Origin of the sequence: Bradyrhizobium sp. 2TAF36 (assembly GCF_052114925.1) — a bacterium.
Taxonomy (GTDB): Bacteria; Pseudomonadota; Alphaproteobacteria; order Rhizobiales; family Xanthobacteraceae; genus Bradyrhizobium; species Bradyrhizobium barranii.
Genome location: NZ_JBFRFR010000222.1, coordinates 1 through 1,550 on the forward strand (window position 1 = coordinate 1; position 1,550 = coordinate 1,550).

Consider the following 1,550-nt stretch of genomic DNA (forward strand, 5'->3'; position numbering starts at 1 on the left):
ACATGGAACGAGTTTTTGCCGATATCGATGCCGATCACGGCGATCGCGGTATTGAGTGTCTGGGACATGGCGTGCTCCTTGTCTTGGCGCCCCTGGCCAGCTTATCGCTGGCGGGGCAGGAGCACGGCCGGACCATCCCATTAGCAGACTTTCACCGGCCTGATTACACTTCCAAGGCGCCACCTTTTGTCTGTACGATAGTTCGGCTTGGCTGAGGGCCGCATGAAACGGCGCAAGTTCATCACGGTTGTTGGGGGTATGGCTGCAACGTGGCCGTTCGCAGGTCATGCTCAGCAATCGACCAAGCTTCATCAGATCGGTGTGCTTTCACTCGGCCGCGGTGACAAGTCCGACGCAAGTCTAAAGACTCTCGATGCGTTTGTGCCGGCATTGCGTGTGCTYGGCTATACTGAAGGAAGGAATGTCGCGTTTTACCGTAAATTCGCAGACGGCGATGAGGACAAGCTCAACGAGTACGCGCAGGAATTCGTGACGCACCGCGTCGACGCAATTGTTGCTTTGGCTACCCCGGCCGTCCGCGCAGCCAAGAAAGCGACTTCCACCATTCCGATTGTCGGCATAGGCATGGCAGATCCCGTCGACGACGAACTCGCTTCCAGCCTGGCGCGGCCGGGCGGCAATGTCACCGGGACGGCATTTCTCGGCCCGGAGTTGGTGTCCAAACGGCTTCAACTGCTTAAGGAGATCGTTCCCGGTCTCTCTCACGTTGTCGTTTTGTGGCACCCTCGTGCATACGGTGAGCGCACAATGAAGGGGATGCTGAACGAGATTGAGAGCGCCGCCCGATCTCTCGGAGCAAGCCTTAAACTTGTGCCGGCGGATAGCCCCGCCGATCTCGAAAGAGCGTTTGCGGAGTTGGCCAAAGCGCGAGCGGATGGTCTCGTCGTGTTTCCTAGTCCGATGCTGTACAGCCAGTACTCTCGGATTGTACCCTTTGCCGAGAAGAACCGCCTCCCGACGATCTACGCCGCCAGAGAGGGCGTGGAGCTCGGTGGCCTTGTCTCTTACGGGGTCAACCTGCCTGACCTGTCACGCGCGACCRCTATCTATCTGGACAGAATACTCAAAGGCGCAACGCCGGCCGAGTTGCCGATACAGCAGCCAACCAAGTTCGAGCTGGTTGTAAACCTTAAAGCGGCCAAGGCGCTTGGTTTGGCGGCTGGTCGAGACTCTCTCCTGACCGCCGACGAAGTGTTCGAGTGAGCAGCCAGAATGTCTGCGATTGGCCCCGTTGAGAAATGCCGCCCCTCACGATGAATGTCGGTTTTCGGGGGGCGGTCTCAACTGATCGACGCAACACTTTATCTTAGAGGAAAAGATGGAGTGTTGGATGGAACGGAGATTTCATAGAGGTTTCACTGCGGCAGAAAAGACGGAGTTATGGGACCGGTGGAAGCGCGGGGAGTCACTGAAGGCGATCGGGCGAGCTTTTGGTAAGCAGTCATCGTCGATCTATTTTCTAGTTGCTCCGCATGGAGGGTTTCGTCCTGCGGAGCGGCRTCGCTCCAGGCTGGCATTGACGCTTGCGG

At 57.8% G+C, this 1,550-nt stretch carries 2 protein-coding genes; both read left to right on the top strand.

From position 1 onward, the window contains the following. Positions 1 to 215: hypothetical protein (locus AB4Z51_RS44810; RefSeq protein WP_441499754.1), on the top strand; the 215-nt coding region annotated here is incomplete at its 5' end. Positions 216 to 222: 7 nt separating this feature from the next. Then, positions 223 to 1,224, top strand: a complete 1,002-nt coding sequence (locus AB4Z51_RS44815) for an ABC transporter substrate-binding protein (RefSeq protein ID WP_441499755.1) — start codon at positions 223 to 225, stop codon at positions 1,222 to 1,224. The last annotated feature ends 326 nt before the right edge of the window (positions 1,225 to 1,550 follow it).